Genomic DNA, 25,019 nt, shown 5'->3' with positions numbered 1-25,019 from the left:
AATCTTGTCTTTCAAAACCAAATAGTCCAGTGATGATGGCAAAGAGGCCACACCCGTTCCCATCCCGAACACGGCAGTTAAGCTCTTTTGCGCCGATGGTAGTTGGGGGTTTCCCCCTGTGAGAGTAGGACGTCGCTGGGCAATATATATCGGAGGATTAGCTCAGCTGGGAGAGCATCTGCCTTACAAGCAGAGGGTCGGCGGTTCGATCCCGTCATCCTCCACCATTTATTTCTTTTGCCGGAGTAGCTCAGTTGGTAGAGCAACTGACTTGTAATCAGTAGGTCGAGGGTTCGACTCCTTTCTCCGGCACCACTTTTTCGAGCCATTAGCTCAGCTGGTAGAGCATCTGACTTTTAATCAGAGGGTCGAAGGTTCGAATCCTTCATGGCTCACCATTTTAATTTTATATTGCCACGCGGGTGTGGCGGAACTGGCAGACGCACTAGACTTAGGATCTAGCGCCTTCGGGCGTGGGGGTTCGACTCCCTTCACCCGCACCATTTTTGCGGAAGTAGTTCAGTGGTAGAACGCCACCTTGCCAAGGTGGAGGTCGCGAGTTCGAACCTCGTCTTCCGCTCCATATTTATTTGCACGTGATACCGACCCTTAGCCGGGGTGGCGGAACTGGCAGACGCACAGGACTTAAAATCCTGCGGTAGGTGACTACCGTACCGGTTCGATTCCGGTCCTCGGCACCAACTTTTCACGAAATAGTGAATAGCATCATATGCGCCCGTAGCTCAATTGGATAGAGTACTTGACTACGAATCAAGCGGTTAGAGGTTCGAGTCCTCTCGGGCGCACCATATTTTTATACTCAGCAACTCAAGTTCGGGAAGTAGCTCAGCTTGGTAGAGCACTTGGTTTGGGACCAAGGGGTCGCAGGTTCGAATCCTGTCTTCCCGACCAAACAATGGGGCCTTAGCTCAGCTGGGAGAGCGCCTGCCTTGCACGCAGGAGGTCAGCGGTTCGATCCCGCTAGGCTCCACCAACTTTTTAAAGTAAAGATCCCGGCGGCGTAGCTCAGCTGGCTAGAGCGTACGGTTCATACCCGTGAGGTCGGGGGTTCGATCCCCTCTGCCGCCACTTTTTTAGGACCTTTAGCTCAGTTGGTTAGAGCAGACGGCTCATAACCGTCCGGTCGCAGGTTCGAGTCCTGCAAGGTCCACCATATGTATTTTATCTCGGAGGAATACCCAAGTTTGGCTGAAGGGATCGGTCTTGAAAACCGACAGGGGAGTCAAATCCCGCGGGGGTTCGAATCCCTCTTCCTCCTCCATATTTTTAAAATGTGTGGACGAATTTCTTTTGAATTATACTATTGTCGCGGGGTGGAGCAGTTCGGTAGCTCGTTGGGCTCATAACCCAAAGGTCGCAGGTTCAAATCCTGCCCCCGCAACCAAATGGTCCCGTGGTGTAGCGGTTAACATGCCTGCCTGTCACGCAGGAGATCGCCGGTTCGATCCCGGTCGGGACCGCCATTTCCAATAAATAAAGTGGGTCAGTAGCTCAGTCGGTAGAGCATTAGATTGAAGCTCTAAGTGTCGGCGGTTCGATTCCGTCCTGACCCACCATTTTATGCGGGTGTAGTTTAGTGGTAAAACCTCAGCCTTCCAAGCTGATGATGGGGGTTCGATTCCCCCCACCCGCTCCATAATATTACATATGGGCCTATAGCTCAGCTGGTTAGAGCGCACGCCTGATAAGCGTGAGGTCGATGGTTCGAGTCCATTTAGGCCCACCATTCCGAAGTAGCTCAGTGGTAGAGCACCGCACTGTTAATGCGATGGTCGTAGGTTCGAGTCCTACCTTCGGAGCCATACTGGGGAAGTACTCAAGTGGCTGAAGAGGCGCCCCTGCTAAGGGTGTAGGTCGGGCAACCGGCGCGAGGGTTCAAATCCCTCCTTCTCCGCCAGTATTTGGCCCCTTGGTCAAGCGGTTAAGACACCGCCCTTTCACGGCGGTAACACGGGTTCGAATCCCGTAGGGGTCATTATAAAAAAGTGTTATGCATTTAATTGCATAACACTTTTTTTCGTTTTACTAGAATTAAGACTGTGAAGAATCATGCCAAGCATTACAATGAAAATCCCGATTATTGCTAAGCTTGAAGGTAAGATAATTGACAAGAAAAGTGCTTCTCCTGCTAACGCAAATAAAACTTCCATTGATTGTGTCGCTTCTACTGCTCCTAGTTTCTGCATATCGCCTCTAACTAGATCAGTCGCTTTAAAGAAGAGTACTGTTGCCATTACACCTGAACTGATTGCTACAATTAAAGTTTGTAAGCTTTGTGAAGCGCTAGGTCCACCTACAGTAACAAGCCCATATAATGATAGGATAAACCAAAAAGGTAGACTAGCTAGTGTCATGCCCAAAACCCTCTGATACGCATCCAACCTACCTCCACATATATCCATCATTTTTCTATTTCCTAATGGGTATGCGAAAGCTGCGAGGATAACAGGGATAAAACCGAACCAAAGTGTTGAAGAAGAAACAACTGCTACATGTTCAAGTTGCATTAAACTGACTCCTGCTAATATGATAAAAGAAATCATCAAGCTTTTAACAGGAATCTTTCCTCTTAGTTGAGTAGTTTCTTTATTGCTATGTATGGTAATGAGAAATAAGGGAGCAAGTAATGTACCAGCGACTATGGTAATTTGCCATGTTCCTGCGATGAGCCAGCCAGGGGAATAGGCTGCAGCGAAACATAGTGGAGCATAGAATAAGCCAAATCCAACAAAACTCCATAGGGTCCAAGCTCTTTTGTTTTTATTCATTTCTTGTAACAGCGGTTTTAAGTTCTTTCTTAATACAACAATCAAAAGTAAAAAGGGAATCATGAAAAAGTATCGGAGAGACGCACTCCAGATCCAATTCCCGCCGTCAGCTTCCATCGTGGCGTTGAGTACGAAAGTAAATGCAAAGAAAAAAGCTGCAATAATGCCGATGATGATAGGTTTCACTATATATCCTCCTCATTCGAAAATTTAGAATTATTTATTTACTATAACTTATAATTAACTGTTCTTCAAAGTATTATTTTAGACAAACAAAAAAAGGATTTCTCTAGAAATCCTTTTTTGTTTGTCTATATTATAGAAGGTAATCAATCAGTAACCCAATTCCAAGTAAAAAAGCCACAAATGTATTTGTTTTTCCAGTATCTTTCATCGCCGGCATCACCTTTAGAGGTTCTGTAAAACGTTTAAAGATTTGAACGACTTTAATAGGTTTAATGACGCTTATGAAGACTAGTAAGGCCCACGGTGTCAATATTCCTACTAGGATAAGAATGACAATCCATACGTAGGCTAGAATGAAAAACCACATAAGAATATTGACAGCTGCCGGTCTTTTAACCAAAATAGCAAGTGTTTTGCGTCCACTTTCTTCGTCGCCCACAATATCGCGAATGTTATTGGCTAGCATAATAGCTGCTACTAATAATGTGCTCGGAATAGCAAGTAACGATGCTTCTAGGGTTACCATCCCCGTTTGAATATAGAAGGCAATGATTACAATCAAATAGCCCATGACTACGCCAGAGAAAAGTTCGCCAAAAGGTGTGTAGGCAATAGGATATGGCCCACCGGTATAAAAATAGCCAATCCCCATTGCAACGGCACCTACAACTAAAAGCCACCAACTAGTTAGTGAACAAATATAGAGACCAATAACTGCAGCAATCCCGTAGAACAATAAAGCTAGATTTAATACAGTTTTCGGTTTCACACCGTTCCGAACAATTGCACCCCCAATACCGACAGAGTTCTCATTGTCTAACCCTCTAGCAAAATCGTAATATTCATTGAACATATTAGTAGCTGCTTGAATCAACAAACTCGCAACGAGCATAGCTAGGAATAAAATCCAATCGATAGGGGAATACTGTAAAGCAATCATCGTTCCGAGGAATACGGGAGCGAAAGAAGCGGTTAAGGTATGCGGCCGAGTTAGTTGCCACCATACGCGCCATCCGCTGTCTGCTTGTAGTGAATGTGTCATATATCTCTCTCCTTTAATTCTTTCCACTCCTCATTGTACTTCAAAATAACAGTGAATACAGCAAATGATGTGCTGATTTTAGCAGAAAAGAGTATGATAGAAGGTAGAGATTAAAAAGTAGAACGTTTGTGGAATAAACTAGACTGTTGTCTTAAAACGGAGGTAATCAGGTGAATTCAGAATCGTCTTCATCGACTCAACAATCTGCGGATAGCCAATATGAAGGCTACCGCTTTTATACGGAAACAATTGAAGTAACACGCATGTCAGCATTGGCATTTTTTGAAGCCGGCGGAAGTGACCACTCAGGAAAACGACTGTACTGGCAAAATCGGGAAAAGACCTTTACGTTGGTCGGAATTGGTCATGCCCATGTATTGTCTACAAACAAGGCAAATGGAAGATTTGAAGAAATAAAAAAAGAGTGGCAGAACTTATGTCGCCAAATTGTCAATGAAGAGCATTCGGTTCAGCCGGTTCTATTTGGTGGATTTTCGTTTGATCCGTTAAACAATAAAGCGAGTGAATGGAAGAGATTTCCTCAGGCTTATTTCGCAGTGCCGACTTTTCAACTAGTGTTAAAAGGAGAACAGGCTTTTATTAGTATCCATTTAATCACTCAAAAGCAAGAGAGTTTTGCAGAATTTGAGGCGATGCGCAAAGAGCGGGATAAATTGATCCATGCAGCCCAAGTATCAGAAGTGGACAAATACGATAAACCGCAAACAACGGGTCGTATAGAACTGAAAAAACAAGCTTATTTGGATTCCATCAAACAAGTAACCGACATTATTAAAGCTAAAGAAGTTGAAAAAGTTGTTATTGCACGCACGATGAAACTGGAATTTGAAGATGTGTTTACACCGACTTCAGCATTGTATCAAGTATCTAATGAACAACCTGAAAGTTTTCTATTTGGTTTGGAGGCAGAAGACCAATTTTTCTTTGGTGCGACTCCTGAACGATTAGTAAAAGTGGAAAATCATAAAGCCCTTTCAACATGTTTAGCGGGTTCTACTCCGCGTGGAAAAACCATTGAGAAGGATACCGAACTTGGGGAAATTTTACTGAAAGATTCTAAAAATCGTGCTGAACATCAATATGTAGTAAACATGATTAGTGAAGTTTTTAGAGCGAATTGCAGTCGGACAATCGTACCCAAATTGCCGAAATTGATGAAAATTAGGGATATTCAGCATTTATATACACCGGTTGAAGGAGACTTGAATCCAGGTGCTACGCTATTTGATTTGGTGCAAGTTCTTCATCCTACGCCAGCACTCGGTGGAGAACCCAAATTATTAGCGTTGGAAATGATTCGGAACTACGAAGCAATGAATCGCGGTTATTATGCTGCGCCTGTTGGGTGGATTGATGCCAAAGGAGACGGCGAATTTGCGGTTGCTATTCGGTCGGCTTTACTAGATGGCAAAGAAGCTTATTTATATGCGGGAGGTGGAATTGTAGCAGATTCCACGCCAGAGTCAGAATATGACGAGACATGGGTTAAGTTTAGGCCGATGCTCCGGGCATTGGGAGGTCAATTGAGTGACGAGTCGTAAAGCGTTAACAGAATATGTATCTGCATTCACCCATTCACTAGTTGAACTAGGCGTGGCAGCTGCAGTCATTAGTCCAGGATCTCGTTCAACACCATTAGCTTATGCTTGTATGAAACAAGAAGGCTTGACGGTATACCGTCAAATCGATGAACGTTCCGCAGCTTATTTCGCGCTGGGCATGGCGAAGGCGTCTGGTAAACCGGTGATGCTGTTATGCACATCTGGAACTGCAGCCGCTAATTATTTTCCAGCAGTCGTCGAAGCTTACTACGCACGTGTACCGTTAATCGTCGTAACGGCTGACCGACCGCACGAGTTGCGAGAAGTCGGGGCACCGCAAGCAATCAATCAAATCAATTTGTTTGGATCACACGTTAAATGGTCAACTGATTTGCCGATGCCGGAAACGGAAAATCAATTGGCGTTCTTAACGCGTCATTTGCACCGTTCTGTTCAAAATGCCAACAGTGAACCAAGAGGACCCGTGCATATCAATGTACCGTTTCGTGAACCACTTGGTATTGATTTCGAACAAACTTATGAAAGTAGCGGAGACATTGCCCATTTTGGTGGAGAACTTTCCCTATCTGCCGAAAGTCGTGTGTTTTTGCAGAACGTGTTAAAAAAGGACCGGGGACTATTAATTGTTGGGGAAATGACCAAACCGATGCCACCTGAATTTTGGGAGTTTGTTCAAAAGCTCAACTGGCCAGTACTTGCCGATCCACTATCGAATTTACGAGGCAATTGTCCATCAACTACAAGACATCTGATTGTTGATTCATACGATGCGTTGTTAAAAAATAAAGAGTTTAAAGAACAAGTAACCCCACAAGTCGTGTTTCGGATTGGGCCACAACCGGTTTCAAAACCACTGAGTTTGTTTTTGGCAGCAGCTAGACCTGAAACTTATGTGGTGTTTGATGAAAGTCCGATGTTGCGAGATGCGCAATCGGTAGCAACGCATCACATTCAGGCTTCTATAAATGGTTTGTGGCAATTGTCTTTAGAAATGAAAAAAACGAATTCGTACCGTGAAAAATGGACCAAGGCATCCTCTTTATATTGGAAAGTTGTAGCTCTTCATAGTCAAGAAGAGTTGGATGAAGGCGTGTTAGCAAAAGTGTTTTTTGATACATTGGAAAACTGCGATTTGATCATTGGTAGCAGTATGCCAATTCGCGACGTGGATACCTTCTTCCAATCAACAGAGCGGGATGTCATGATGTATGCGAACCGAGGGACGAATGGCATTGATGGCGTAGTGTCAACGGCATTTGGCGTACAAGCGGCAAAACAGCGACCTGCGTATTTATATATTGGCGACTTATCCTTTTTGCATGACATGAACGGCTTGATTGCGTCTAAAATGCAGGAAACCGATTTGACGATTGTTGTGATGAATAACGATGGTGGCGGCATTTTCTCTTATTTGCCTCAGTCTCAAGAAGAACGTCATTTTGAAGAACTGTTCGGTACGCCGACTGGATTAACGTTTAGCGATGCAGCGAACATGTACGATGCGCAATATGTATCTGCTGAAACGATTGCCCAATTTGCTGCCGCTTTAGATGAGCCGAAAACAAAATCAGTGAAGATTATTGAAGTGTTCACCAATCGTGAAAATAATGTGATGACACATCGTAAATTATGGAGCCGCTTTGATGAGGAGCTGGCTAAGCAATGAAACTAACAGTTAATGGAACTCACTACCATATAGAAGTAAGGAATCGAGAAAAACAAGAAACCGTAGTATTTCTGCATGGCTTTACGGGCACTACAAAAAGCTGGCACTCAGTTGCAACAGGTTGGACGGACCACAAACTTGTTTTCATTGATTTGATTGGTCACGGAAAGACGGAGAGTCCAAAATCAGTCGAATTTTATACAATGGAACGGCAACTCGCCAATTTAGATGCTTTGTTTGACCAGTTAGAGCTTGATCACTTTTCCCTTATCGGCTATTCAATGGGCGGGCGTACAGCGCTTGCTTATGCTTGTGAATTTCCAGTGCGAGTTAGTGGATTGATTCTAGAAAGTGCTTCTCCTGGACTCCGAAGTGGAGAGGCCAGAAGAAAACGCCGAGCCAATGACGCACATCTTGCAGAGCGAATTGTTACGCAAGGTCTTGAGCGTTTTATCGATTCCTGGGAAAACATTGCATTGTTCGATAGTCAGAAATCTTTGCCAGAAAAGGTCAAGGACACAATTCGCCAAGAACGCTTGGAGCAAAATCCAGTAGGGCTTGCGAATAGTTTACTCGGTATGGGAACCGGTTCTCAAGCTACTTATTGGGCAGAGTTAATGTGTTTAAATATGCCGGTTTTATTGGTAACAGGGCAGTTGGACTTGAAGTTTGAGTTGATTGCTAAAGAGATGGCTAGTCTGATGCCAAAGGCCATTCATAAAACTATCGACGCAGGACATGCAATACATGTGGAAAAACCTGCTGAATTTGCTACAATAGTAAGAGAGTATTTAAGTTTGAACTATCAAGGAGGAAAATCATGACACGCGAGTGGATTACAGAACGTACATACGAAGACATTAAGTATGAAATTTTTAAAGGCATTGCCAAAATTACGATTAACCGCCCGGAAGTGCGCAACGCATTCCGTCCGAAAACAGTTCATGAATTGATTGATGCGTTTTCACGTGCGCGCGATAACGCAGATGTAGGCGTTATTGTTTTAACTGGCGAAGGTGAAAAAGCTTTCTGTTCAGGTGGCGACCAATCTGTACGCGGACACGGTGGTTACGTTGGGGAAGATGAAATTCCACGTTTGAACGTATTGGATCTACAACGTTTAATCCGTGTTATTCCAAAACCAGTTGTCGCAATGGTTGCAGGCTATGCAATTGGCGGCGGACACGTCTTGCACGTTGTGTGTGACTTGACGATTGCAGCAGACAACGCACGATTTGGCCAAACAGGACCGCGCGTTGGTTCGTTTGACGCTGGCTACGGCTCTGGTTACTTGGCACGTATTATTGGTCACAAGAAAGCACGTGAAATTTGGTACTTATGCCGCCAATACGACGCACAAGAAGCACTGGACATGGGCTTAGTGAACACAGTTGTACCTCTTGAACAGTTAGAAGACGAAACGGTTCAATGGTGTCAGGAAATGCTTGAAATGAGCCCAACTGCACTTCGTTTTGTAAAAGCGGCGATGAATGCTGATACAGACGGTCTTGCTGGATTGCAGCAAATGGCTGGAGACGCAACGCTCTTGTATTACACAACAGACGAAGCGAAAGAAGGACGCGATGCGTTTAAAGAAAAACGCAAACCGGACTTTGGTCAATTCCCACGTTTCCCATGATTATAGAATAATTGAAAGCTGTCCTCTTGAGGGACAGCTTTTTTTGAAGAAAGGATTTTCAACATGACCTATCCGAATTGGTTGAGTCAGCGAAGTTATTTGAGCGGGGACCGTATGGCCTTGTCGTTTGAGCAGCAACAGTGGACTTTTTCTGAAATCAATAAGATTGCACTCGATTATGCCAGTAAACTTAGCGCACTTGGCGTGAAAGAACATTCACGTGTTGCAGTATTAGCAAAATCTACTCCAGAATTTGTTTTTGTCTTGTATGGTTGTATGCATCTAGGCTGTGAAATGGTCATGCTCAATGAGCGTTTATCAAGCAATGAATTAACATACCAAATAAACGATGCGGAAGTCGCGTTTATTTTCGTAGCTGATGTGCTAAAAGAAAAAGTGGACGATTCACGCATGGTTTTATTTAGTGAAATCGAAAAAGCCAACGCCGATCAATTCGAACCGCAACAACAATGGGCAAAAGACCGGACTCTTTCGATTATGTATACGTCAGGTACTACCGGACATCCAAAAGGCGTTCGCCAAACAGCGGAAAATCATTTTTCAAGTGCTGTATCTTCTGCACTTAATATTGGCGTTGCACCGGAAGATGTTTGGTTATGTGCAGTGCCTTTGTTTCATATTAGTGGATTTTCGATCTTAATGAGATCGTTAATATACGGCATGGGGGTTCGGTTATATGAGAAGTTTGACGCAGATCGTAGCGCAGAAGAAATTTGCAACGGCAGCGTGACGCATATGTCGGTTGTGGGTGTGACGTTAGAACGCATATTAACGAGTGTCGAAAGAGGTTCCACGCAAGCTTCTGATCGTTTTAAAGCGGTTCTTGCTGGAGGTGGACCGATTCCTGTTGCCTATATGAAACGTGCTGAAAACTGTGGGATACCGGTGTTGCAAACATATGGCATGACAGAAACATCATCACAAACAACAACTTTACAAGTGGCGGATGCAGAGCGAAAAATTGGATCAGCGGGTAAGCCATTATTTTTATATGAAGTCAAGACGGAAAAATTGGGTGAGGTGGGAGAAATCCTGATTCGCGGTCCACAAGTGACACCTGGCTATATAGGGAAATTTGCGGAGCGGAATGTGCAACAAGATGGCTGGCTTCACACGGGAGACATGGGTTATTTAGATGATGAAGGATTTTTGTTTGTGGTGGATCGCCGTTCGGATTTAATCGTTTCTGGTGGAGAAAATGTATATCCGGCTGAAATTGAAAAAGTAATATTGGGTCATCCTGCCGTTCAAGAAGTCGGTGTTTGCGGGGCACCGAGTGAGAGGTGGGGAGAAGTTCCCGTGGCATTTGTGGTATTGCAACAAGACGTGACTGCAGAAGAATTGCTGGCTTATTGCCGCGAGCAGTTGGCGTCTTACAAAGTGCCAAAACAATTGACGGTTATTGAGTCGTTGCCGCGCAATGCTTCCAACAAGCTGCTGAGAAGAGAGCTGAGAGCATGGGTATAACCATTAAAGAGATTGGCTTTAAGACAGTACGAAGACCGCTCAAAACCCCTTTTAAATCTGTTTTACAGCAAGTAGATGAGCGAGAAGTAATTGTTGTAAGTGTACAAGACGAGTCAGGAGACATTGGCTACGGAGAATGTGTAGCATTTGAAACTCCTTGGTATACAGAAGAAACCATCACCAGCTGTCGTTTTGTACTTGAGCACGTGTTACTGCCACTACTCAGAGGTCAAAAATTTCAACATCCAAAAGAAGTTTGGGGACTGTTCAAAGCTGTGAAAGGCAATCGGATGGCAAAAGCAGCCGTAGAAATGGCTGTGTGGGATTTGTTTGCAAAACAGCAACAGCAGCCGCTTTGGAAATTTGTTGGTGGCATTTTGAAAGCAGTTCCTGCTGGCATCGTTATAGCTGCAGATCCTTCTCAAATAGGAGACCGAGTAGCGCAAGCGAACAATGCGGGGTACAAGCGTATCAAAATCAAAATTCATCCAGATACAGATCCGTTTGTGTTGAAATCTGTTGTTACTAACTATCCCGAGCTATTATTTTTCGCGGATGCCAATGGTAGTTTCAACAAAGCCAATTTTGAACGGTTAAAAGAATTTGATGATGTTGGGTTCACGCTTATTGAACAGCCGTTTGGAGAGCGTGAGTGGGCGTTACATGCGCGAGCAAAAGCGCAACTCAACACTAAAATTTGTTTGGACGAGAGTATTTCTAGTGTAGATGATGTTCAGCAAATGATCGATATGAAAGCAGGAGACATTGTCGTGTTAAAAATGAGTCGTCTTGGAGGCTGGACAGAAACCTTGAAAGTGGTGGAATTGTGTCGTGAGCATTCTATAGGCATGTGGGTGGGTGGCATGATTGAATTTGGCGTATCAAAGGCTCATAATTTAGCGCTGGCGTCGTTACCAGGTATAGAATATCCAGGTGATTTTTCTGCTTCTACTCATTTTTGGGAAAAAGATATAATCGAGCCGGAAATTTTTGTCGACAATGGTGAGATACAGTTAAGTCAGCTTACAGGAATCGGTTATAAAGTAGATACTGCTCATTTAAGCCCTAGCGAGGAGGCAAAGGAATGTTTTTGACTGGCATCCGTTTGTTGAGAGACCAAGTAAAGGATTTTGAACAATACCCTTTTACAGTACCTATGGTAAACAGTATGAAACAAGTCAAGCTGAGCAACCCCATTACCTTTTTTGTTGGAGAAAATGGGTCGGGCAAGTCAACATTACTCGAAGCCATCGCAGATAAATGCGAATTTAATACAGCAGGAGGTGGACGCAACAATAACTATGACGTACACGCTTCTGAATCGGTGTTGGGTGAGTACATTCGATTATCCTGGATGCCAAAAGTGACCAATGGATTTTTCATGCGCGCTGAATCATTTTATTATTTTGCGACACATCTAGAAGATGTGGATGAAGATGGATTTCAGTCATATGGAGGTCGTTCGTTGCACAAGCAATCTCACGGGGAATCGTTCTTGTCTTTATTTTTGAATCGTTTTAATGGGCGAGCACTGTATTTGCTTGATGAGCCAGAAGCCGCATTGTCCCCCCAACGACAATTGACATTTTTGAAAATTTTAAAAGACTTAACTACACAAGAGAATTGTCAATTTATCATTGCGACACATTCACCTATTCTTCTTGGATATCCAGATGCACAAATTTTAAGTTTTGACGGAGGAGCGATTGAAGAAATCGATTATGAAATGACCGACCATTACCGAATCACCAAGTATTTTTTAGATCATCGCGAAAAGTTTTTAAATGAAATTTTGGAAGATTGATGGTCTGATGTATAATACAGAAAAGTAAATCAGAGTCGATTAGCTGACGGATCAAAAGGTGGGGGATGTATGAGGAATTCAGAAAAAGCGGTCATCAAAAATTTTGCGATCGGGTTACCTGAGAAAATGACCTATGAAAACGGCAAGGAAATGGAAACCGCTATTCGTAAACAACAAGCGCAAACGGTATTGTTAACTAAGGACGGTTTTCAAGGAGATGGTGTCGCAGATCTTAAGCATCACGGAGGTCCAGAACGTGCCGTGTGCATTTATTCGTATGAACATTATGCTTATTGGAAGGACCAATTTAAAGTTCAGTTACCCCCTGCTGCTTTTGGCGAAAATTTAACGGTGACAAATATGCTAGAGCGAGACGTCTGCATTGGGGACATTTTTCAAGTAGGAGAGGCTATTATTCAAGTGACGCAAGGAAGAGTTCCTTGTAATACCATTGACAGGCGACTGGACATGAAGCCTTTACTAAAAGAAATGGTGAAAACGGGCTTTACTGGTTATCTTTGCCGTGTACTAGAAGAAGGCATTGTGAGAGCCGATTCATCGATTCGTCTAGTAGCAAAAAGTCCACAACAAGTATCGGTTCTATATGCCAATGAAATCAATTTCCAGAGAACAAGAGACATCGATGGGATTGTCAAAGTATTGGAAGTAGAAGAACTCGCAGCTGAATGGCGGCAATTTTTGACCAAACGACTAACTAAATTAACATCGGGTAGCTAACATGAAAAAGAAAAGCACAGCAGAGAGAAGTTCTCGGCTGTGCTTTTTCACTATTTTAGAATGGTCTCAAGTACTTGTAGATTTTTTTCCATCAAGGTAAAATACGTTTCTTCATTGTCGATGTTTTCTTGTGTTAAAACGCCAAGATTGTGCATTTGGATTGCTTCAGCACCTACTTCTTTTCGAATAACCTCTGTCAAGTTAGACGAAACATTTTGTTCAAAGACGATATACTCTATGTTTTTTTCTTTTGCTAAATCAACAATCTCTGTTAACTCTTTTTGCGAAGGCTCATCCTGGCTATTTAGTCCAGCGATTGCCATTTGTTCAAAACCGTAAGGCTCTGACAAGTAGCCAAAAGCCTCATGGGAAACGAAAAAGGTGTCTTTCGTGACGCGCTCAGATAGCGTAGCGAACGAACGGTCTAAGGTTTCGAGCTCAACAACTAATTCTGTATAATTGCTTTCGTAAGTTTCTGCGTTTTCTGGGTCGGCTGTTATCAAGGAATCTTTAATCGATTCTGCTAATTTTTTGCTTAGTACAGGAGACATCCAGACGTGCGGGTCAGTTGAACCGTGATCATGACCATCATGGCTTTCAGCTTCTGCCTCGTGAGAATCTTCTTCATGCTCTTCATGAGATTGTTCATTATACCCAAGTGCGGCTTCTAAATCTTCATCTGTTAGAGTATCAGCAGTCGCTACAAATTCAACATTTTCATTTTTCAATGTTTTTTGAGCTTTGTCGATAAACCCTTCAAGACCCAGACCAATCGAGAACATCAAATCTGCATCTGCGAGTTGAATCATTTCTTGTTGTGTGGGTTCAAAGGTGTGTTCATTGGAGCCGGCAGGATAAATTGACTGAACATCAATCAAATCACCACCGATGCGCTCTGTAAAATAAGTTAGTGGATAAACCGTTGTATAAATTTGTAGCTTCGAAGCATCAGTATCGATACTTTGCGCTTCATCACTTGTTTTTCCACAAGCTGCTAATAATAAAACAATAGAGATTAGTAATAGTATTTTTTTCATATTTTCCTCCAAAATGTAATGATTACGTTTTAATGACTAGTTGAATATTACAGTATACGCAATAAAAACACAAGAAAAACCACCAATTATTTTTTTGGTGGCCATTCTTCAGGGACGAAATCGATTCCCCCTTTATGGAAAGGATGGCAGCTTAAAATGCGTTTCGCGGCTAGATATCCGCCTTTTAACGCGCCATGCTTTTCGACAGCTTCAATGCCGTAATGCGAACATGTTGGATAAAATCGACAGCTTGGGGGTGATAAAGGAGAGATGAATCGTTGATAAAAACGGAACATCCGTAGTAAAGTCGTCTTCATAAAATTTCAACTCTTTTCGCAGAATTACTTCATATGTTTATTGTAGGGGCATCAGTGGTATAAATAAAGTATATGAACTTATCAAAAAAATGGAGTGTGATCGGAAATGTCAAACGAATTAAACCAAGAACTAAACGTACAGGTGGCAACATGGTCTGTTGCTTATACAAAATTACATAATTTCCATTGGTATGTAAAAGGCCCTTCGTTTTTTACATTGCACGTAAAATTTGAGGAATTATACAATGAAGCGACATTGCACATGGATGAGATTGCAGAACGGTTATTAGCACTTGGTGGAAAGCCGGTCGCTACAATGAAAGAACAGCTAGCGCTTTCTGTGATCGAAGAAGCGAACAGCAAGGAGTCGGCTGAGGAAATGGTAGATACTGTTGTGAGTGATTACGATAAAATTATGAAATCACTGAAAAAAGGAATGCATTTGGCAGCTGAAGATGGTGACGACATGACAGAAGACATGTTGAATGCCATTCATCAAAATCTTGAAAAACATTCTTGGATGTTATCAGCATTCTTGGGCGAAAAGAAGTAAGATAGAATTATACAAGCGTACACTGAAATTTAGTGTACGCTTTTCTTATGGCATTGAGGTGAAAAAATGCATTATCAAGACTTGAACGGCTACTTATGTGAACTATCATTTGAAAAAAATAGCTTTTCTATTGAAAGTAGACATGTATTGGTAATCTGTAGCGATAACGGAAAGTGGGTACTGACCAAGCATAATGAGCGAGGGTTAGAATTTCCAGGCGGCAAAGTAGAAGTGGGGGAAAGTTTACAGGAGGCTGCCAAGAGGGAAGTTTACGAAGAAACTGGGGCGCATATAAAAAACCTAGACTGGTTTGCTGAATACGTGGTGTATTCAGAGAAACCATTTTGTAAAACGGTTTTTGTCGCAGAGGTAGAAGGAATAGACCGAATTTCCCTTCTTGAAACAGAGGGAATCATCTTGTTAAAAGAGTTAAAGACAACTAGCCACTTTAGTTTTTTAATGAAAGATGAAGGAATGAGTAAAATAATAGAGAAGGTGAAGCAGCTTGAAAAATGGAACGATTAGATCGAAGAGACCTTATCCATCGCCGAATCCACACGTTCGGTTATCAGAAATTGTTTACTGGTCAGAAGGATTACGCGTAAAAGGAATGCTAGCTGAACCGAAAAAAAAAGGAAGCAATAGTGGCATCTTGTATTTAAGAGGAGGCATTCAGTCGATTGGGATGGTACGTCCTGCACGAATCGCTCAATTTGCCGCACAAGGCTTTGTAGTGTTTGCTCCGTATTATCGAGGCAATCGAGGCGGTGAAGGCCGTGATGAATTTGCAGGAGAAGACAGGTGGGATGCCGTTCATGCTGTCGATGTTTTAAAAAAATTCAGTAATGGAAATGTCCACTTACTGGCATTTTCACGAGGCGGGATTATGGCATTATGGACAGCTATTTTGCGTCAAGATATTACGTCGGTTGTTACATGGGCAGGTGTTACAGATACGGTATTAACGTATAAAGAACGTCCGGATATGCGTCGCATGATGAAGCGACTTTATGGGGGAACGCCGAACACCGCTTTAACTCAATTTGAAGAGCGCAACCCATTATTGCGGATTGAAGAAAATACTGCGCCCGTTTTGATCATTCACGGTTTACTAGATGACAATGTCTCACCCGGACAAGCACATTTGTTAGAAGAGGCATTAAAGTTAAAGGATCAGCCGCATGAGACATGGTATTTTCCAGATTACACGCACTTTTTTCCACCTGTAGCGAATTGGAAAACAGTCAAAGCAGTTTGTCTGTGGATGAGAGAAAAAGAAAAGTAAAAAAACCCGTTCGGATTTTATTCCGAACGGGTTTTTGCAAGATTATTTTTGAGTTGGTCCGCCTAGCACGCTGATTTCAGGTGCGACAGTGCCGAACTTTTTAAAGTTTTCTTGGAATTCTTGCGCCAATTCATTTGCTTTTTGGTCATAAGCTGCTTTGTCTGACCATGCATGGCGTGGGTTTAATACTTCACTTGGAACTCCAGGTACTTCAGTTGGAATTTCAAAACCGAAGACTGCTTCTTTTTCAGTTGGCACAGTGTTTAATTCGCCTTTGATCGCAGCGCGAACCATTGTGCGTGTGTAAGAAAGTTTCATACGGCTACCGACTCCGTATACGCCACCAGTCCATCCAGTGTTAACGAGGAAAACTTGAGCGCCGTGCTCGTCGATTTTCTTACCAAGCATTTCAGCGTAAACTGTTGCGTGCAACGGCAAGAAAGGTGAACCGAAGCATGTAGAGAATGTTGCTTCAGGTGAAGTGATTCCGCGCTCTGTTCCAGCAAGTTTCGATGTATAGCCGCTTAAAAAGTGGTACATCGCCTGTTCTTTTGTTAATTTACTGATTGGAGGCAATACGCCAAATGCGTCAGCAGTCAAAAAGACAATTGTTTTCGGATGTCCTGCAACTGAAGGATCTACAATATTGTCGATTGCTTGCATTGGGTATGCTGCACGTGTATTTTCAGTTAATGAACCGTCATTATAATCTGGAATGCGTGTTTCAGGGTCCACTACGACGTTCTCAAGTACTGAACCAAAACGGATTGCGTCGTAAATTTGTGGTTCATTTTCACGCGACAAATTAATCGTTTTAGCGTAGCAACCACCTTCAATGTTAAATACGCCGTTATCTGACCAGCCGTGCTCATCATCACCGATTAGTTTGCGATCACCGTCAGCTGATAAAGTTGTTTTACCTGTTCCGGATAAACCGAAAAATAAAGTTACGTCGCCTTCTGGACCAACGTTTGCTGAACAATGCATAGGTAAAATTCCTTTTTCAGGAAGTAAGTAGTTCATGATAGAGAAAATTGATTTTTTCATTTCGCCAGCGTACTCAGTGCCGCCAATCAAAATAATGCCTTGCTCCATCGATACGATGATAAATGTTTCAGAAGCTGTACCATCAACTGCAGGGTCTGCTTGAAAAGTCGGAGCGTACACAACTGTGAATTCAGCTTTGTGTGTTTGCAATTCTTCAGCTGTAGGCCGGATGAACAATTGGTGAGCAAATAGATTATGCCATGCGTATTCATTGATTGTTTGGATGGGCACACGTGATTCATGGTCGGCTCCGGCAAATCCTTTGAATACATAAAGCGCATCTTTGTCTTTAAGGTGCTTAATCACTTTAGCGTAAAGCTTTTCAAATATTTCGCTTGAAATCGGACGGTTCACATTGCCCCAGTCGACTTTGTTTTTAGAGCTTTCTTCTTCCACCATGTATTTGTCTTTCGGTGAGCGGCCAGTATATTTTCCTGTTTCCGCTGTTACAGCGCCTTCCCGAGTTAATACTGCTTCTTTGCGGGATGTTGCCGCTTCCACTAATTGTGGCACTGATAATTGAACATGCACATTTTGGCCAGTCAAAAGATCTTTTAAATCGTTTGCAAAGTTCACTGAAGTCATATATATGTACCTTCCTTTTCTGTTATTCCCATAATGGGGAGGATGTATATTCGTTCATTAGTATAACACATTAGCTTTATTAGTCTACACTAATCCACTGGGGAAATTAAAAAATATTAGAGGATAGCCCCGACAATACGTAGAATTATTTCTATAATTTCCAAATAGTCCTGGTGCCTTTTAAAGCGGTTTTCTACAGTGTACAATGGCTTTGTGTGAACAGAAATACTACTGAATAGTTTGGTTTTTTACTTGCGGGAATCTAAAGTTTGGTAGAATAGCATAATCAAAAAATCATTGTTTTTATTTGAAGAATGTAATTTTATTTTCGAAAATTGTTGACATCACTTTGCTAATTCCGTATGATGAAAAATTGAACGGATACTCTTATTCCGAGCTGGTGGAGGGGGCAGGCCCTATGAAACCCGGCAACCTGCTGCTTTTGCAGTGATGGTGCCCAACCTGACACAAGGTGCACAGACCTTGGATGATAAGAGTGAAAGGTGCTAATGATGATTCTTCCTTTCCTCATGACGAATGAGTGAAGGGATTTTTTTGTGAAATGCCCTTAATCCTCGTGTGAAAGGCCACAAACGGCTTGAAGTTCAATCCAGATTGTCTGGAACGGACTTGACATGGGAAACGAGTACCGTATCAATTTCGAGAGCAATCTCGCAGGATATAAGGAGGAACATTTTTTGAAAAACCGTCGATTATTTACATCAGAATCAGTAACAGAAGGACATCCAGATAAAATTTGTGATCAAATCTCAGATGCTATTTTGGATGCCATTTTAACCGAGGATCCAAATGCACGCGTTGCGTGTGAAACGACTGTTACGACAGGACTCGTTCTAGTAGCCGGAGAAATTACCACTTCTACGTATGTAGATATTCCGAAAGTCGTTCGACAAACGGTAAGAGAAATTGGCTATACGCGAGCTAAATATGGTTTCGACTCAGAAACAAGTGCAGTTCTTACCGCAATCGATGAGCAATCACCGGACATCGCTGCTGGAGTAAACGTAGCGCTTGAATCACGCGAAGGCCAAATGACAGATAAAGAGTTAGACGATATCGGTGCAGGTGACCAAGGATTAATGTTTGGATACGCGAACAACGAAACAGAAGAGTTAATGCCATTGCCGATTTCATTGGCACATAAATTGGCACGTCGTTTGGCTGAAGTACGCAAAGAAGAAATTCTTCCATACTTGCGTCCAGATGGTAAAACACAAGTGACGGTTGAATATGATGAAAACAACAAACCGCTTCGCGTGGATACAATTGTTATCTCAACTCAACATCATCCAGAAGTAACGTTAGAACAAATTCAACGTAATATTAAGGAATACGTCATTAACGAAGTTGTACCAGCAAAGTGGATCGATGAAGAAACAAAATATTTTATCAACCCAACTGGCCGTTTTGTTATCGGTGGACCTCAAGGAGATGCAGGTTTAACTGGACGTAAAATCATCGTAGATACATACGGTGGCTATGCGCGTCACGGTGGCGGCGCATTCTCAGGAAAAGACGCAACAAAAGTAGACCGTTCAGCGGCTTATGCGGCGCGTTATGTTGCAAAAAATATTGTCGCAGCTGGCCTTGCAGATAAATGCGAAGTTCAGTTAGCTTATGCAATTGGTGTAGCACATCCTGTATCGATCGCATTTGATATGTTTGGAACAGGCATCGTTGATGAAGACACATTAGATGATTTGGTACGTGCAAACTTTGACTTGCGTCCTGCTGGCATCATTAAAATGTTGGATCTACGTCGCCCAATCTACAAGCAAACGGCAGCTTACGGACATTTTGGCCGTACCGATGTTGATTTGCCATGGGAACGTACAGACAAAGCAGCGATCTTAAAAGAACAAGCTGGCGTATAAGTTAACAAAACGAAAAGGACGACTAGGCAGTGATGCCCGGTCGTCCTTTTCGTTTTGTTACTTTTTTTGGAGTGATTTATAATAAGCTGCTTTTTCTGCATACTCTCGAACAATACGTTCCATATCTTCTTTATCGTCTTCACGAAGTTCGCGGACGACTTTCGCGGGGCGTCCGAGTGCTAGCATGCCAGGAGGGATAACTTTTCCAGGCGGTACGAGACTACCCGCACCAATAAATGCGCCTTCTCCAATTTCCGCGCCGTCGAGAATAATCGAACCCATGCCGACGAGAGCACCTTTACGAACAATGCAACTGTGAAGTGTAACTTGATGGCCAATAGTCACGTCATCTTCAAGAAGCAAGGTTTTACCCGGGCTTTGATGAAGCATGCAGAGGTCTTGAATGTTGACTTTATCGCCAATAATCGTCGGAGAGACATCCCCGCGAATCACCGTATTAAACCACACAGAAGAGTCTGTGCCAATTGTCACATCACCAGAAATTGTGACGTAGTCTGCAATGAAAACAGATGGATCGATTTTAGGGAATTTGTCTTTAAATGGATAAATCATAGCAAAGCTCCTTTAAACAAGATAAGATATTCTTAATCGTAACAAATCAAATCAAAACGTCAAATTAACAGACAACATCGAGAATTAATCAGCAGGGAAAGGAAGTTGGATTATGTGGAAATGGCAGGCTGAAGGATCAGCAAAGGCAGTAGTTGTGTTTATACATAGTGCGTATGAACAACACCTGCGCTATGCATGGCAAATTGAAAAATGGCGATCGGCAGGATTTGACGTATATACAGGAGATTTACCGGGCCATGGCAAAAATGCGGGAGCGGACAAAGTTCACCGAGAATCGTTTGATGACTACGAACAGGCAGTAAATGAGTTGCTGAGACTGTCGTCAGAAAATGAGTTGCCAGTATTTGTCATTGCCCATGGACTGGGCGCAACTATTGCGATGAATGTCTTAGGGAACCGGAAATTCAATGTAGCCGGAGTTATTTTTACGTCGCCTTGGTTGCAGTTAAAAAAATTGCCACCGAAAGTGCCAAACGCATTTCCAGGAGTTGCGCAATTGACTGGCCGCAGAAAGGTGGATCATGGCATCGAATTACGCCACCTGACACGCGATCGTTTTTCTTATAGTCAAGAAACCGAAAGCAAGCGGTATCAAACGGTTATTACTGCAAGTTGGTATAAAGAATTGCAGAGTTATATGAAAGAAACGGCTGCAAGTATTGACAGGTATCCGCAGATTCCGACTTGTTTGTATACAGCAGAGCGAGATTTAATTGTTGAGAAAGAAGTAGCTCGTCAATGGTTACTAAAGCAACAACTAAACGAATTCAGCTACAAAGAATGGAAATTTTGCTATCACGATATTTTCCAAGAACCTGAAAAAGAAGAAGTCTTTCTAGCAGCGCAGGCGTTTATTCATACAGTTTTGCGCTCTGTCGGTTACTTGGTTGAAGAATAAGCTGTTTTTTTGTAAAGGAGAGAATTTTTATGGCATTAAAGTATAGCCTATTAGACCAATCACCAATTTCAGAAGGTAGCACACCGCAGGAGGCATTAAAGCATACCGCCATTCTTGCACAACAAGCTGAAAAGTGGGGTTATACACGCTTTTGGGTGTCTGAGCATCATGATGCAACAACGCTAGCCGGATCTTCTCCAGAAGTGCTGATTGCGCATCTAGGAGCTGTGACTCAAACAATACGGCTAGGTTCTGGTGGCGTCATGCTGCCACATTATGCTGCTTTTAAAATTGCGGAAAACTTCAAATTGCTGGAAGCCTTATATCCTGGAAGAATCGATGCAGGAATGGGACGAGCACCTGGTGGTATGCCACGTGCTTCTTATGCATTAGATGAAGGAAAAAAGCGAGACAGTAGTCTATTTCCTAAACAAATAGACGAGCTGTGTATGTACTTAAACGATGCTATTCCAGAAGACCATCCATACTTTGGCATGAAAGCAACGCCGGTTACGGTAAATGCGCCACCCATCTGGATTTTAGGATCTAGTGAAAATTCAGCACGGCTAGCAGCTGAAAAAGGATTGCCTTATATGTTTGCTCACTTTATCAATGGAGAAGGCGGCCAAACCTTCACGAAAGAATACCGAAAACAGTTTAAGTCAATTGATGGCAGTAATCCTTATGTCGGTATTGCCATTTTTGTAGTCTGCCAAGAAACACCTGAACTAACAGAGTGGATCGCCTCTTCTTTAGATTTATCATTATCCATGAGTGCGCAAGGGATGCCCTCAAACGGCACACCGCCACCTGAAAAAGCAAGTGCTTATCCATACTCGAAATTCGAAAAGCAATTAGTCGCTGAAAATCGTCGTCGCATGGTAGTGGGCACGTCGCAGCACGTTGTAGACCAACTCGAAACAGTAGCTTCAGAATACGAAGCAGACGAAGTCATGCTAGTTTCAGCAACGTACGATTTTAAGGACAAACTCAAAACCTTTGAATTGATTGCTGAAGAAATGAAAAGACGTAGACAAACTGACTTTTCTATAGTAACAGATCAATAATAAATACATTTTATATTCTAACTGGGTTTAGACTTAAAAGTGGACACGACTACTCGGTTTTCGACATACTGAAAGTACCAAGAAAAGGACGTGTCAAACATGGGCAAACACAAAACGACCGAATACAAGGAATATGTTGCCAAGCTCCATATTGAGGAAGGGCGGAAAGCCACCGACCTGGCTTATGAAGTTGGTGTGAGTGCGACAACGGTGCGGCAATGGGCGAGAGAATACCGGGAAAAGCAGGACCGTTTGGCGAATCCAACGGGTGAGCCGCGCGTCACTTTCTCAGAAATGGAGAAGAAGTTGCGTGAGACGGAAAATCAGCTGAAAGAACGAGATGACGAAGTAGAGATTTTAAAAAAGGCCATGCATGTCTTCATGAAAAGCCGCACGTAATTTATTCGTTCATCGAAGAGCACCGGAACGAATACGACGTGTTGAAGATGTGCAGGCTACTTGGCGTATCCAGAGGTGGTTTCTATAAATGGCGGACTCAGCTGATCGCAGCGAATCGAACTGAACGGCAGATGCTGCGGGAAGAGCTTCTCCAAAAAATTGCTCAATCGTATCATGAGAGCTATGGCACTTACGGGAGCCCGCGCATCCTTGAGGATCTCAAGGCGCAGGGATATTCCATATGCGAACGAACCGTGGGGCGTTACATGAACGAGTTGGGACTCTCTGCACTGCCGACAAAACAGTTCATGACAACGACCGATTCTAATCATAGCCAGTTTATCTACCCGAATCTGCTCGAGCGCAAGTTCGATGTCGACAAACCCAATACGGTCTGGGTTACCGATATCACGTATATCTGGACGCTAGAAGGATGGTTGTATCTGGCGAGTGTGATGGATCTGTTCTCGCGTAAGATTGTTGGCTGGAATCTGGACGTCACAATGAAGACCGAACTGCCACTTGGGGCGCTACAGGACGCGCTGCTTTTGCGGAATCCCGTTGGTGAACCGATCCACCACTCCGACCGCGGCTCCCAGTACTGTTCCGATGAATACATCAAGTGCTTGAAAAAAGGGGAATTTCAAATCAGTATGAGCCGTAAGGGAGATCCCTATGACAATGCCTGCATTGAATCGTTTCACGCCACCATTAAGAAAGAGCTGATTTACCGCCACCGGTTCCGAACACGGGGAGACGCCCGAGAGGCCATCAGTCATTACATCGATGACTTTTATAACTTGCGGAGACGGCACGCCACACTTGGCTACTTGTCACCTGAAAACTATGAAAAAAAGCACGAGGCTCTAACCTCAGAACGATTAGTTTCGTAACAGTTTGCCGGTCATGAGAAGCAGTTCGCTTTTGAACTGCTTCTCATGACCGTCCGATCAAACAGAGTGCGATCGGGTTCTGGAAGAAAAAGAACAGTATTTCCGTGTCCACTTTCTTGACAGAAGACCATAACCACTTCCAATAAAGGAAGTGGTTTTTTGATGCTAAGAAGAAAGTTATAGTGTTCAGCACGACTAATAGACTGTTAATTTAAAATATACTGATTCCATTTGTTCATTTTAAAATCAATTAAAGGATTTCAATCAATAAAGAAGGAAGAACTTAGTGTGACGAAATACTTTGGAGCGGAGGCTACAGATGGAGCTGAATTGTTTTTCTTAAGACCGTTTCTAAAAAAATCATAGGGGTGGAAAATGGATGAAGAAAATGAATGTGACGAAAACAGCTAACAAGAAGATGATTCGCAAAAAAATGATGACATTAACAATTGCCGGAGCGATGGTTTTGAGCGCTTCTCCTTTTATGTCGCCCGTTGTCGGAGCAGTGGGGAATGGACCAGCTTATGGTGGCAACGAAACCATCAACACATCCATACTAACAACATATGATGAAATGGCGGATTTTTTAAAAACACAAGAAGCCAAACAAAAAAATATGGAACTTGAAGTAATTGGACAAAGTATTAAAAGGCGTGATTTGTACTTAGTTAAGTATGTGACAAATCCTGAAAATCCAACCATTCTTTTTCTCACTCAACAACATGGCAACGAACAATTGACAACAGAAGGCGCGCTTGAATTTATCAAACACCTTGGAACAGGCAAGATGAAAGGGGTAACAGATGGCGTCAATATGTTAATCGTGCCAATGCTCAATCCAGATGGTGCCATGGGAGATGTGAACTTTTCATTAGATGATTACATAGCGAAAGGAGAGCGGAATCTCACACGCTATAACGCGGACGGCATTGATTTGAACCGTGATCACATTACCAAAATTCAACCTGAAACAAAAGCCTTCCACGAAAATGTGATGAGAAAATATGATATTGATTACATGATTGATTTGCATCATCAAGGTACTCAAAGTGAGCGAGATAAAGAACTGGTATCCGGTTCTATTTTGTACCCGACAACACCGAACGTTGACCCGGATGTACTTCTTAAATCCAAGCAGCTGGGAGCTGTAGTATTCGATGCTATCGATTCAAAAGGATGGGGCCATTTAGGCAAGTACAGAGGCGGAAATGCAGAAACCATTAGTCGAAATGGCATTGCAGTCGAGTATGGAATTTCTACCCTGTTATTCGAGATGCGCGGCATGTCGGATCATTCTTACGAGTCGTATGTTCTGGGACAAAAGAGCAATGGCTATCTAATTAAACAAACCATCACGACACTCGATGCAACAGTTCGTGCAATTGCGGATGATTCTATTGCAGATGCGGACATCTCATTCTGGGATACACTTTCTTATCAAGAAAACCGTACATCTGAGTGAGATGTGAATATGTAAGGAACGAATTACTATTTTAACTTTAGTGTTAACGGAA

At 42.9% G+C, this 25,019-nt stretch carries 23 protein-coding genes, 20 tRNA genes, 1 rRNA gene and 1 riboswitch; of the genes, 38 read left to right on the top strand and 6 right to left on the bottom strand.

Annotation, left to right across the window (positions count from 1 at the left end; genetic code table 11):
- Positions 1-25: 25 nt before the first annotated feature.
- The 21 genes from rrf to QMF37_RS15390 all read left to right on the top strand — a co-directional run bounded on the left by rrf (position 26) and on the right by QMF37_RS15390 (position 1,996).
- Positions 26-141: ribosomal RNA gene (rrf, locus tag QMF37_RS15490) — 5S ribosomal RNA — on the top strand.
- A 10-nt stretch (positions 142-151) separates the two neighbouring features.
- Positions 152-227, top strand: a tRNA-Val gene (locus tag QMF37_RS15485).
- A gap of 12 nt (positions 228-239) precedes the next feature.
- Positions 240-315 (top strand) — tRNA-Thr (locus QMF37_RS15480).
- A gap of 7 nt (positions 316-322) precedes the next feature.
- Positions 323-398 (top strand) — tRNA-Lys (locus tag QMF37_RS15475).
- A 20-nt stretch (positions 399-418) separates the two neighbouring features.
- Positions 419-503 (top strand) — tRNA-Leu (locus QMF37_RS15470).
- Between the two features lie 5 nt (positions 504-508).
- A tRNA-Gly gene (locus QMF37_RS15465) sits at positions 509-583 on the top strand.
- Positions 584-612: 29 nt separating this feature from the next.
- Positions 613-701: transfer RNA gene (locus QMF37_RS15460), tRNA-Leu, on the top strand.
- Between the two features lie 31 nt (positions 702-732).
- A tRNA-Arg gene (locus QMF37_RS15455) sits at positions 733-809 on the top strand.
- A gap of 26 nt (positions 810-835) precedes the next feature.
- A tRNA-Pro gene (locus QMF37_RS15450) sits at positions 836-912 on the top strand.
- A 6-nt stretch (positions 913-918) separates the two neighbouring features.
- Positions 919-994: transfer RNA gene (locus tag QMF37_RS15445), tRNA-Ala, on the top strand.
- Between the two features lie 21 nt (positions 995-1,015).
- Positions 1,016-1,089, top strand: a tRNA-Met gene (locus QMF37_RS15440).
- 8 nt (positions 1,090-1,097) lie between these two features.
- Positions 1,098-1,174: transfer RNA gene (locus tag QMF37_RS15435), tRNA-Ile, on the top strand.
- A gap of 15 nt (positions 1,175-1,189) precedes the next feature.
- Positions 1,190-1,282 (top strand) — tRNA-Ser (locus QMF37_RS15430).
- Positions 1,283-1,328: 46 nt separating this feature from the next.
- Positions 1,329-1,405, top strand: a tRNA-Met gene (locus QMF37_RS15425).
- 3 nt (positions 1,406-1,408) lie between these two features.
- Positions 1,409-1,484, top strand: a tRNA-Asp gene (locus QMF37_RS15420).
- 17 nt (positions 1,485-1,501) lie between these two features.
- Positions 1,502-1,577 (top strand) — tRNA-Phe (locus QMF37_RS15415).
- A 6-nt stretch (positions 1,578-1,583) separates the two neighbouring features.
- Positions 1,584-1,657: transfer RNA gene (locus QMF37_RS15410), tRNA-Gly, on the top strand.
- Between the two features lie 13 nt (positions 1,658-1,670).
- Positions 1,671-1,747: transfer RNA gene (locus QMF37_RS15405), tRNA-Ile, on the top strand.
- 1 nt (position 1,748) lies between these two features.
- Positions 1,749-1,823 (top strand) — tRNA-Asn (locus tag QMF37_RS15400).
- Between the two features lie 4 nt (positions 1,824-1,827).
- Positions 1,828-1,918: transfer RNA gene (locus QMF37_RS15395), tRNA-Ser, on the top strand.
- Between the two features lie 6 nt (positions 1,919-1,924).
- Positions 1,925-1,996: transfer RNA gene (locus QMF37_RS15390), tRNA-Glu, on the top strand.
- Between the two features lie 13 nt (positions 1,997-2,009).
- On the opposite strand, the gene QMF37_RS15385 is transcribed toward QMF37_RS15390, so the two are convergent.
- Together QMF37_RS15385 and QMF37_RS15380 are read right to left on the bottom strand one after the other, a co-directional pair.
- Positions 2,010-2,975, bottom strand: a complete 966-nt coding sequence (locus QMF37_RS15385; RefSeq protein WP_078080251.1) for a DMT family transporter — start codon at positions 2,973-2,975, stop codon at positions 2,010-2,012.
- Positions 2,976-3,105: 130 nt separating this feature from the next.
- Positions 3,106-4,017 carry a 1,4-dihydroxy-2-naphthoate polyprenyltransferase gene (locus tag QMF37_RS15380; protein WP_283478799.1) on the bottom strand — a complete coding sequence of 304 codons (912 nt, stop codon included), beginning with the start codon at positions 4,015-4,017 and terminating at the stop codon, positions 3,106-3,108.
- A 170-nt stretch (positions 4,018-4,187) separates the two neighbouring features.
- On the opposite strand from QMF37_RS15380, the gene QMF37_RS15375 reads away from it, so the two are divergent.
- From QMF37_RS15375 to QMF37_RS15340, 8 genes are all read left to right on the top strand, one after another.
- The gene (locus QMF37_RS15375) at positions 4,188-5,579 is read left to right on the top strand and encodes an isochorismate synthase (RefSeq protein WP_078080253.1); all 1,392 of its coding nucleotides are present in this window, start codon (positions 4,188-4,190) and stop codon (positions 5,577-5,579) included.
- The gene (gene menD / locus QMF37_RS15370) at positions 5,566-7,266 is read left to right on the top strand and encodes a 2-succinyl-5-enolpyruvyl-6-hydroxy-3-cyclohexene-1-carboxylic-acid synthase (protein ID WP_078080254.1); all 1,701 of its coding nucleotides are present in this window, start codon (positions 5,566-5,568) and stop codon (positions 7,264-7,266) included. Before QMF37_RS15375 ends, menD begins: the two co-directional genes overlap by 14 nt.
- Positions 7,263-8,090, top strand: coding sequence for a 2-succinyl-6-hydroxy-2,4-cyclohexadiene-1-carboxylate synthase (menH, locus tag QMF37_RS15365; RefSeq protein ID WP_071153363.1), 828 nt, complete (start codon positions 7,263-7,265; stop codon positions 8,088-8,090). Before menD ends, menH begins: the two co-directional genes overlap by 4 nt.
- On the top strand, positions 8,087-8,905 hold the full coding sequence (gene menB, locus QMF37_RS15360; RefSeq protein WP_071153364.1) for a 1,4-dihydroxy-2-naphthoyl-CoA synthase: 819 nt from the start codon (positions 8,087-8,089) through the stop codon (positions 8,903-8,905). Before menH ends, menB begins: the two co-directional genes overlap by 4 nt.
- A gap of 63 nt (positions 8,906-8,968) precedes the next feature.
- Positions 8,969-10,393: an o-succinylbenzoate--CoA ligase gene (locus QMF37_RS15355; RefSeq protein WP_078080255.1), complete on the top strand. Its 1,425-nt coding sequence runs from the start codon at positions 8,969-8,971 to the stop codon at positions 10,391-10,393.
- Complete coding sequence (gene menC, locus QMF37_RS15350; RefSeq protein WP_283478796.1) at positions 10,384-11,487, top strand: o-succinylbenzoate synthase; 1,104 nt, start codon at positions 10,384-10,386, stop codon at positions 11,485-11,487. Before QMF37_RS15355 ends, menC begins: the two co-directional genes overlap by 10 nt.
- Positions 11,478-12,197 carry an AAA family ATPase gene (locus QMF37_RS15345; protein ID WP_283478794.1) on the top strand — a complete coding sequence of 240 codons (720 nt, stop codon included), beginning with the start codon at positions 11,478-11,480 and terminating at the stop codon, positions 12,195-12,197. Before menC ends, QMF37_RS15345 begins: the two co-directional genes overlap by 10 nt.
- A 69-nt stretch (positions 12,198-12,266) precedes the next feature.
- Positions 12,267-12,935, top strand: coding sequence for an MOSC domain-containing protein (locus QMF37_RS15340; RefSeq protein ID WP_078080258.1), 669 nt, complete (start codon positions 12,267-12,269; stop codon positions 12,933-12,935).
- A 50-nt stretch (positions 12,936-12,985) separates the two neighbouring features.
- Here QMF37_RS15340 and QMF37_RS15335 read toward each other — a convergent pair whose 3' ends face one another.
- Positions 12,986-13,972, bottom strand: coding sequence for a metal ABC transporter solute-binding protein, Zn/Mn family (locus QMF37_RS15335; RefSeq protein WP_071153365.1), 987 nt, complete (start codon positions 13,970-13,972; stop codon positions 12,986-12,988).
- Positions 13,973-14,058: 86 nt separating this feature from the next.
- The gene (yidD, locus tag QMF37_RS15330; RefSeq protein WP_058385824.1) at positions 14,059-14,289 is read right to left on the bottom strand and encodes a membrane protein insertion efficiency factor YidD; all 231 of its coding nucleotides are present in this window, start codon (positions 14,287-14,289) and stop codon (positions 14,059-14,061) included.
- Between the two features lie 106 nt (positions 14,290-14,395).
- Between yidD and QMF37_RS15325 the strand changes: the two genes are divergently transcribed.
- The 3 genes from QMF37_RS15325 (at position 14,396) to QMF37_RS15315 (ending at position 16,127) form a co-directional block, all read left to right on the top strand.
- Positions 14,396-14,842: a Dps family protein gene (locus QMF37_RS15325; RefSeq protein WP_058385823.1), complete on the top strand. Its 447-nt coding sequence runs from the start codon at positions 14,396-14,398 to the stop codon at positions 14,840-14,842.
- 66 nt (positions 14,843-14,908) lie between these two features.
- Entirely contained in the window at positions 14,909-15,367 is a 459-nt protein-coding gene (ytkD, locus tag QMF37_RS15320; protein WP_071153366.1) for an RNA deprotection pyrophosphohydrolase, read from the top strand.
- On the top strand, positions 15,348-16,127 hold the full coding sequence (locus QMF37_RS15315) for an alpha/beta hydrolase family protein (protein WP_071153367.1): 780 nt from the start codon (positions 15,348-15,350) through the stop codon (positions 16,125-16,127). The genes ytkD and QMF37_RS15315 overlap by 20 nt, the downstream gene beginning before the upstream one ends.
- A gap of 42 nt (positions 16,128-16,169) precedes the next feature.
- On the opposite strand, the gene pckA is transcribed toward QMF37_RS15315, so the two are convergent.
- Positions 16,170-17,759: a phosphoenolpyruvate carboxykinase (ATP) gene (pckA, locus tag QMF37_RS15310; RefSeq protein WP_071153368.1), complete on the bottom strand. Its 1,590-nt coding sequence runs from the start codon at positions 17,757-17,759 to the stop codon at positions 16,170-16,172.
- Positions 17,760-18,143: 384 nt separating this feature from the next.
- A riboswitch (SAM riboswitch) is annotated at positions 18,144-18,256 on the top strand.
- Positions 18,257-18,457: 201 nt separating this feature from the next.
- Between pckA and metK the strand changes: the two genes are divergently transcribed.
- Positions 18,458-19,654 carry a methionine adenosyltransferase gene (metK, locus tag QMF37_RS15305; RefSeq protein WP_071153369.1) on the top strand — a complete coding sequence of 399 codons (1,197 nt, stop codon included), beginning with the start codon at positions 18,458-18,460 and terminating at the stop codon, positions 19,652-19,654.
- Positions 19,655-19,711: 57 nt separating this feature from the next.
- Here metK and QMF37_RS15300 read toward each other — a convergent pair whose 3' ends face one another.
- On the bottom strand, positions 19,712-20,227 hold the full coding sequence (locus QMF37_RS15300; protein WP_071153370.1) for a gamma carbonic anhydrase: 516 nt from the start codon (positions 20,225-20,227) through the stop codon (positions 19,712-19,714).
- A gap of 112 nt (positions 20,228-20,339) precedes the next feature.
- Between QMF37_RS15300 and QMF37_RS15295 the strand changes: the two genes are divergently transcribed.
- From QMF37_RS15295 to QMF37_RS15275, 5 genes are all read left to right on the top strand, one after another.
- Positions 20,340-21,146 (top strand): alpha/beta hydrolase, encoded by an 807-nt coding sequence (locus QMF37_RS15295; RefSeq protein WP_071153371.1) that lies wholly within the window; start codon positions 20,340-20,342, stop codon positions 21,144-21,146.
- Positions 21,147-21,175: 29 nt separating this feature from the next.
- On the top strand, positions 21,176-22,213 hold the full coding sequence (locus QMF37_RS15290) for an LLM class flavin-dependent oxidoreductase (RefSeq protein ID WP_071153372.1): 1,038 nt from the start codon (positions 21,176-21,178) through the stop codon (positions 22,211-22,213).
- 99 nt (positions 22,214-22,312) lie between these two features.
- Positions 22,313-22,612 (top strand): transposase, encoded by a 300-nt coding sequence (locus QMF37_RS15285; protein WP_071153373.1) that lies wholly within the window; start codon positions 22,313-22,315, stop codon positions 22,610-22,612.
- Positions 22,612-23,505 (top strand): IS3 family transposase, encoded by an 894-nt coding sequence (locus tag QMF37_RS15280; protein ID WP_143039505.1) that lies wholly within the window; start codon positions 22,612-22,614, stop codon positions 23,503-23,505. Before QMF37_RS15285 ends, QMF37_RS15280 begins: the two co-directional genes overlap by 1 nt.
- 379 nt (positions 23,506-23,884) lie before the next feature.
- Entirely contained in the window at positions 23,885-24,967 is a 1,083-nt protein-coding gene (locus tag QMF37_RS15275) for a M14 family zinc carboxypeptidase (RefSeq protein ID WP_283478793.1), read from the top strand.
- Positions 24,968-25,019 lie beyond the last annotated feature (52 nt).

This window comes from Planococcus sp. S3-L1, from assembly GCF_030063085.1.
In the GTDB taxonomy this organism is placed as follows: Bacteria; Bacillota; Bacilli; order Bacillales_A; family Planococcaceae; genus Planococcus; species Planococcus kocurii.
The sequence above is the reverse complement of the archived record's forward strand: the minus strand, read 5'-3'. Positions and strand labels throughout refer to the sequence as shown.

Coding starts and splice junctions, on each gene's coding strand:
- QMF37_RS15355 (WP_078080255.1), top strand. CDS start 8,969: ATGACCTATCCGAATTGGTTGAGTCAGCGAAGTTATTTGAGCGGGGAC.
- QMF37_RS15290 (WP_071153372.1), top strand. CDS start 21,176: ATGGCATTAAAGTATAGCCTATTAGACCAATCACCAATTTCAGAAGGT.
- QMF37_RS15335 (WP_071153365.1), bottom strand. CDS start 13,972: ATGAAAAAAATACTATTACTAATCTCTATTGTTTTATTATTAGCAGCT.
- QMF37_RS15345 (WP_283478794.1), top strand. CDS start 11,478: ATGTTTTTGACTGGCATCCGTTTGTTGAGAGACCAAGTAAAGGATTTT.
- QMF37_RS15295 (WP_071153371.1), top strand. CDS start 20,340: ATGTGGAAATGGCAGGCTGAAGGATCAGCAAAGGCAGTAGTTGTGTTT.
- pckA (WP_071153368.1), bottom strand. CDS start 17,759: ATGACTTCAGTGAACTTTGCAAACGATTTAAAAGATCTTTTGACTGGC.
- yidD (WP_058385824.1), bottom strand. CDS start 14,289: ATGAAGACGACTTTACTACGGATGTTCCGTTTTTATCAACGATTCATC.
- menB (WP_071153364.1), top strand. CDS start 8,087: ATGACACGCGAGTGGATTACAGAACGTACATACGAAGACATTAAGTAT.
- menH (WP_071153363.1), top strand. CDS start 7,263: ATGAAACTAACAGTTAATGGAACTCACTACCATATAGAAGTAAGGAAT.
- ytkD (WP_071153366.1), top strand. CDS start 14,909: ATGCATTATCAAGACTTGAACGGCTACTTATGTGAACTATCATTTGAA.
- menC (WP_283478796.1), top strand. CDS start 10,384: ATGGGTATAACCATTAAAGAGATTGGCTTTAAGACAGTACGAAGACCG.
- QMF37_RS15285 (WP_071153373.1), top strand. CDS start 22,313: ATGGGCAAACACAAAACGACCGAATACAAGGAATATGTTGCCAAGCTC.
- QMF37_RS15300 (WP_071153370.1), bottom strand. CDS start 20,227: ATGATTTATCCATTTAAAGACAAATTCCCTAAAATCGATCCATCTGTT.
- QMF37_RS15380 (WP_283478799.1), bottom strand. CDS start 4,017: ATGACACATTCACTACAAGCAGACAGCGGATGGCGCGTATGGTGGCAA.
- QMF37_RS15340 (WP_078080258.1), top strand. CDS start 12,267: ATGAGGAATTCAGAAAAAGCGGTCATCAAAAATTTTGCGATCGGGTTA.
- QMF37_RS15275 (WP_283478793.1), top strand. CDS start 23,885: ATGAAGAAAATGAATGTGACGAAAACAGCTAACAAGAAGATGATTCGC.
- QMF37_RS15325 (WP_058385823.1), top strand. CDS start 14,396: ATGTCAAACGAATTAAACCAAGAACTAAACGTACAGGTGGCAACATGG.